Origin of the sequence: Salinivibrio sp. PR919, from assembly GCF_001995355.1 — a bacterium.
Lineage (GTDB): Bacteria > Pseudomonadota > Gammaproteobacteria > Enterobacterales > Vibrionaceae > Salinivibrio > Salinivibrio proteolyticus.
The window spans coordinates 22,093-28,092 of record NZ_MUFL01000045.1 but is presented as its reverse complement, the minus strand read 5'-3'; the positions used below and the strand labels follow the sequence as shown (position 1 = coordinate 28,092).

The 6,000-nt window shown below is 50.1% G+C and carries 5 protein-coding genes; 2 read left to right on the top strand and 3 right to left on the bottom strand.

Annotated elements, in window-relative coordinates; all coding sequences use genetic code 11:
* A partial coding sequence (locus BZG83_RS10005; RefSeq protein WP_131825074.1) for a putative bifunctional diguanylate cyclase/phosphodiesterase occupies positions 1-2,125 on the top strand: 2,125 nt, incomplete at its 5' end.
* A gap of 46 nt (positions 2,126-2,171) precedes the next feature.
* Here BZG83_RS10005 and BZG83_RS10000 read toward each other — a convergent pair.
* A complete protein-coding gene (locus tag BZG83_RS10000) occupies positions 2,172-3,284 on the bottom strand; it encodes an anhydro-N-acetylmuramic acid kinase (protein ID WP_077480348.1) in 1,113 nt (370 codons plus the stop codon).
* Between the two features lie 314 nt (positions 3,285-3,598).
* Here BZG83_RS10000 and nagZ point away from each other — a divergent pair, with 314 nt between their 5' ends.
* Complete coding sequence (gene nagZ, locus BZG83_RS09995) at positions 3,599-4,603, top strand: beta-N-acetylhexosaminidase (protein WP_077480347.1); 1,005 nt, start codon at positions 3,599-3,601, stop codon at positions 4,601-4,603.
* A gap of 200 nt (positions 4,604-4,803) precedes the next feature.
* Here nagZ and BZG83_RS16725 read toward each other — a convergent pair whose 3' ends face one another.
* Both BZG83_RS16725 and hdfR read right to left on the bottom strand, forming a co-directional pair.
* Positions 4,804-4,980 (bottom strand): hypothetical protein, encoded by a 177-nt coding sequence (locus BZG83_RS16725; RefSeq protein WP_157893189.1) that lies wholly within the window; start codon positions 4,978-4,980, stop codon positions 4,804-4,806.
* Positions 4,981-5,124: 144 nt separating this feature from the next.
* Positions 5,125-5,979 carry an HTH-type transcriptional regulator HdfR gene (gene hdfR / locus BZG83_RS09990; RefSeq protein WP_077480351.1) on the bottom strand — a complete coding sequence of 285 codons (855 nt, stop codon included), beginning with the start codon at positions 5,977-5,979 and terminating at the stop codon, positions 5,125-5,127.
* Positions 5,980-6,000 lie beyond the last annotated feature (21 nt).

The following is a 6,000-nucleotide window of genomic DNA, read 5'->3' as shown; positions in this document are numbered from 1 at the left end:
GGTCACGCTCCTACCTGATAAAGCGAATACATTGCTAATCAAAGTGACATCGAGTGATATGCCAACCATGCCACTTTGGGTGATGTCACATCAAGCCTACGACCAACTCGCCAAAGCTATTCATCTTTTGTGGGGCGGTTTTATCACTTTTATGTTGTTAGTCACGCTTTATAGCGTTGGAGTTTACGTTTACAGCCGACAGCGTGTGTACTTGATTTATGTTTTAAACACATTGATGGCGACGGTTTTGATTAGCGCTAATCATGGTTTCAGTCGCTATTTTTTACCGGATTGGGCCCAAGTTTTTGTCAGTAACCATATCCTAGCATTTGCTGTATGCTTGCTGACCATTGCGCTGTGGTTCACCTACTTCTTCCTCGATTTTGAGCGCAGTCGCGGCTACCAACGTGTCCGTTCCATGTTCTTGATGGCGACAGGTGCTTTAGCTGGCTTGGCGCTGCTTACATTTATCACTCCACCGTATATTTCCGCGTCGTTAGTGTTACTGTCTCAAGTGCCGATTTATGGGTTAGTCATCTATTTTTTAATCRAACAGTGGCAACCGGGTAAATTTTGGTTGCTGTTATTTGGGTTGTCGTGGCTACCTGCAATGGCGGGTGGATTAGCGTTTTATGCGCTGCTGCTCGGCTACAGCGAATACACCTTAATGAGCCGTTATGCGTTGATGCTTTCCATGGGCCTCACCATGATGTTGTTTTCGGTTGCCTTAGCCGAGCGTTTCCGGTTCCAGCGAATGAACGCCATGGACTCCTTAACGCATGATAAATTAAGCGGCTTGCCTAATACCAATGTGGTTCACATTGCGATCAATGAGCTCATTGCTCGTAATATTAGCTTTAACCTATGTTGTGTAACCATTGACAACTACAATAATCTATTGCCCTACCTTGATGAAGATACGCGCCAGTCGTATATCAATACGATCGTTGATCGAATTCTAGAAGCCTTGGATGTTGAACAGATTTATCAGATTGATACGGAATCAGACACCCCTTTCCAACAACTCGGATGCCTCAAAGAGGGGGTATTTACCTTCTTGATTCAGGAGGCGGACTTAGAGACATGTAACCATATTTTAGAGTCCGTCATTGAGGGACTTAACGGTGAACTTGCCATCGGGTCTTTTATTACCCACATCAATGCGCGAATCGGCGTGTGTCATTATCCGTCTGATGGCGCGCACCCAAGCCTGTTGATCAATCGCGCCATGCAAGCACYGCAGCAACATCGTTCCGTGCTCGGAGGATATACCCACTTTAACAACCACGAACACAAGTATCACGAGCTTCATGTTTCGTTAGTAGCAGATCTGCGTGAGGCAATTGAAAACGATGGGCTGGAACTCTATCACCAGCCTCAAATTGATTTACGAACAGGCTCCATTCATGGTTCTGAAGTACTCGCACGCTGGATGCATCCACGCTTTGGGCAGATTTCCCCCGATGTCTTTGTGCGCATGGCTGAGGATGTGGGTATTATCAACAACTTGACCTTATGGGTGATTCGACGTGCTTTCCAACAGCAGCAACAGTTAATTGCTAGCGGTCACTGTCGGCGCCTGTCCATCAATATCAGTGCGTCCGACATTTATATCCCGAACTTAGCGGCGCGAGTGGTTGATCTGGCAAGCCAATACGATGTACCAACGAATCTGGTTTCTCTTGAACTAACTGAATCGGTGATGGTTGAAGACTACGATTGGCTGAAGCGTTTGATCAGTGAGCTGTCGGCTAGTGGTATTGAGGTATCGATTGATGACTACGGCACCGGCTATTCATCGCTGTATTTTCTCTCACAGCTGCCATTTACTGAGTTGAAAATTGACCGCAGCTTTGTACGCAATTTACCCCAAAGTGGTCGCCATCAAAGCATTGTACGTGCGACGACAGATATGGCGCGCTCACTTGGGGTCATGGTGGTTGCTGAAGGGGTGGAGTGTGAAGAAGCGGAAGCGCTATTGCGACGCTATGGCGTGGATGTTGGCCAAGGCTTTTACTACTCGCGTCCCTTACCGTTCAATCAGTATCAGGCTTATGTTCAGCGTATGGACAATGTCCAACCTGTCACTATTTTACGGCAAGGTCGCTTAAGCTCATCCGGCTAACCATATACAGCCGGATAAGCCTCACTCTATTTCCTTCATACCCCTTCTAAAAGGGCAAATAAATGGCACCCAAACAGCAGGCCTGACTAGCACCGGTGACAGCGGGCACGTTGCCCGGCTGATTATAGAGGGTTTGGCGGGCTAACCATGCAAACGCGATGGCTTCCATGTCGTCGCAACTGATCCCCACGTCATCTGAGCGCGCAATATGCCACTGAGGCAGCGCCGCCTGCAGTGCTGCCATCAACGCTTGGTTGTGTGCGCCGCCACCACAGATAAACACGCGACCTTGCTCATGAGGCTGTATCGCCATGGCAATGCTTTGTGCCGTCAGTGCAAGTAGTGTGGCTTGCACCTGTGACGGGGAGAGTGAAAACGCCAGTAAGTGGCGATCCAGCCAGTCAAGGTTGAAGTATTCTCGCCCAGTGCTTTTTGGCGCGGGGCGTGAAAAATAAGGGTCAGAGAGCAAACGCTGTAGTAATGGCTGGTAGGCGGAGCAGCTGGCAGCCCAGGCGCCGTCTTTATCATAAGCTTGACCTTTATGACGTTGTATCCACGCGTCCATAAGCATATTTCCCGGCCCCGTGTCATAACCGTATAWGGGTTGGTCGGGACATATCATGGAGACATTGGCAATACCGCCAATATTGACCACTGCGGTTGGCTGCTTGGCATCGGAAAATAAATCGTTATGGAATGCGGGTACGAGTGGCGCGCCTTGGCCGCCAAATGCCATATCTTTGCGGCGAAAGTCGGCAACCGTGGTAATGCCTGTTCGCGCTGCGATCACATTGGCGTCACCCAGTTGCATGGTAAACGGATAATCACCACTGGGTTGGTGATACACAGTTTGTCCGTGACAACCGATTGCAGCGACATGTTTGGGGCGCAAGCTTGCGATTTCTAGCAAGGTGTTGATGGCATTGGCGTAGCACTCGCCAAGGCGGCGATCTAACTGCCCAATCGCAGTGATTGCAACTGGATGGCCGCGACTTAAACTGATCACGGTTGCTTTAATGTCTTGCGGCATGGCTTCACTATGGCGCGCAATGGGCTCAACGTGCCCAGCTTGTGTAAAGCGTACTGCCACGACATCAATGTTATCTAAACTGGTGCCAGACATCACACCGATGTATATATCTGCTGCGGGTTGAGGCATGTGTGTTCCTTATCAATGCACAAATTGCGCAACCACTGGGCGTTATTGACACCCTGCGCGGACAGATTAGGGGATCCCTGATAGGGCGCTACTTTATCGAACTCCCTTTTCATGGCACGAGTATAAACAGATTGCGAATCTAGGCAAAGTGCTTGATTATTCTGTTGTGATAATGGCTGTCAGCGTGGCAGACGCACAGCATGAATACGTCATAAAGTTTTCAATTGCCAAGTCATTCACGTTCCGGTAATGCCTTTGCGCCACTATAACGTGCCTGCGTGGCAGTCGGTTGACAACAGAATGAAGGAGATATGATGGGGCCAGTATGGTTGGATGTTCACGCAGAGCGTATCGACAGTGAAGAAAAAGAGATCTTAGCGCACCCTAGCGTGGGCGGTGTCATCCTGTTTGCATGCAATTATCATGACAGTGAGCAATTGCAGGCGCTCACTACGGAGATCCGTGCAGCAGCGGGGCGCGACATTCTGATTGGTGTCGATCARGAAGGGGGGCGTGTACAGCGTTTTAAAGCGCCGTTCACGCGTATTCCTGCGGCGCAGTCTTATGGGGCCCTCAAGGCGGATGTCAGCGTTGCCGAGCAAGCCGGATGGTTGATGGCCGCCGAGCTTATCGCGCATGGGATTGATTTAAGCTTTGCACCAGTATTGGACTTAGGATTTGCCTGCGCAGCGATTAAAGATCGCGCCTTTGGTGACAATTCCGCGGAGGCTATTCGTTATGCGCGCGCCTTCACCCAAGGAATGCGTACGGTGGGTATGGCCAGTACGGGCAAGCATTTTCCGGGTCACGGAGGGGTACAGGAAGACTCCCATCTGGTGACGCCGAATGATCCGCGTGAGATGTTGCACTCGTCGGATTTCGCCATCTTCAAAGCGTTCATCGAGGAAGGCTTACTGGATGCCATGATGCCGGCTCATGTGGTGTATCCACATCATGATGCGCGGCCCGCCAGTGCGTCCGCGTTCTGGTTGACCCAGATCTTGCGCCAGCAGCTGGGCTTTAAAGGACTGATTTTCTCTGATGATCTCAGTATGGGTGGGGCACATGTATTAGGCGATGCACCGGCTCGCGCCCGCGCAGCCTTGGAAGCAGGCTGTGATATGGTGTTGGTCTGTAACGACCGGGATAGCGCGGTTGCCGTTCTCGATACCTTGCCTATCACCGATGTCCCCGCGGCCAGCCAATTGCGTGTAGCAAAAACGATCAACTGGGTAGATTTGCAGCTTGATACGCGTTGGAAATCAGCCCGAGCTCAGGTCACTGCTCATCAGGCCAATTGGGAGGCGGCAACGGCGTAATACATATCCTTCAGTACGCCATTGATGGCCGTTGTGACTTGCAGTACACAAAAGGGCAACGCCGAAAGACGTTGCCCTTTTACTTGTATTCTATTTAGCTGTGCGTGTGCTATCTCGCTATGCGCCTCAACCCGTTTTGTTGCTGCAGGGCGGTGTGACCACCGTGTCATGCAATCTGTTTGGGGGCTAGCGACTGTTTGTCAACGGTCATCTCCGAAAAAGCCATCATCGTGTTGTTGACGGCGTGACTTATTCTGCTGACGTTTCTTACCTTTTTTACCGCGTGGTGCCTCGTCATCAAAATAATCGTGGTGTCGGGACTTGAACTTCTCTTTGTGTTGAGAGCCATGTTTTAACCATTGATCCCACTGTGCCATGGTGGTGCTTTCCTAACGCTAATGTATTTACGTGGCTGTGTGTGCAGCCGGATATTCAGGCAACGCGCGCGTCACCCTTAAAGGTTAAGATAGCCCAAAAATTCACCGCCGACTAGTGAAATTATCATTGCAAACGTGTTTTTTTTACTCTGGGATAAGCTGGCCAGTAGAGTTTTGTAAATCATTGATTAAATGTGATTTATCGCTGCCATCTAACCAGACAAGATAAAGCTGATGAACCAATGCTGGGCTGGTGCCTACCAGATGCAGTTGTCCACGGTCGATGTATGGTTGAATAGCCAGAGACGGTAGAAATGCTATGCCGCCGTGGGTGAGTAAATAATTAAGCGCAAGGTGACATGATTGAGTGTGGAGGACGGGTGGACGTTGCAATGCCTCAATACGACTTTGCTCGACAGCAAAGCGGGTTCCCCAATCCAAATAGACGATCGCTAAGTCTTGGATATCTGCCATGGTCACATCGGGCAGGTGGCTGACCAATTGCAATTGATAATCGCCGAGGTGATGGGAGTGCAATCCTTCGAGTTTGGGTAATTCAGACGTCAGACCGGCATCAATGCGCTTTTCAATCAATTGACGCGCCAGCATTTGTCGAGGCGTAGCTTCAGCGCGGATCACCCAATCAGGTTGATTGGCACATATACGATTAATCCAGTCACTGACCCCTTCTAATTCCCAAAGTGTTGGGGACGCGCCAATAGTGAGCTGCTCGTTGGCGGCTTGCGTCAAGGTGACATCTTGCTGAGCCCGTTGCCACGTCTGTAACAAGGTTTCCGCATAAGGCAGCATGCGTTCTCCGGCACTTGTGAGCCGAACATTCCCGCGTTGACGAATGAATAAAGGGGCACCGAGTTGGGTTTCGAGCTGACGAATTCGAAAACTAACTGCCGATTGCGTCAAATAGAGATTATCGGCCGCGTGGCCAAAATGACGTGTTTTACTGACCTCGATAAAGGTACGAAGAAGTTGAATATCCAAATAAAACACCCTGCAAACAAA

What these genes read in the sequence shown, in the direction of transcription:
- BZG83_RS16725 (WP_157893189.1), bottom strand. Translation starts at nt 4,980, where the DNA reads ATGGCACAGTGGGATCAATGGTTAAAACATGGCTCTCAACACAAAGAG.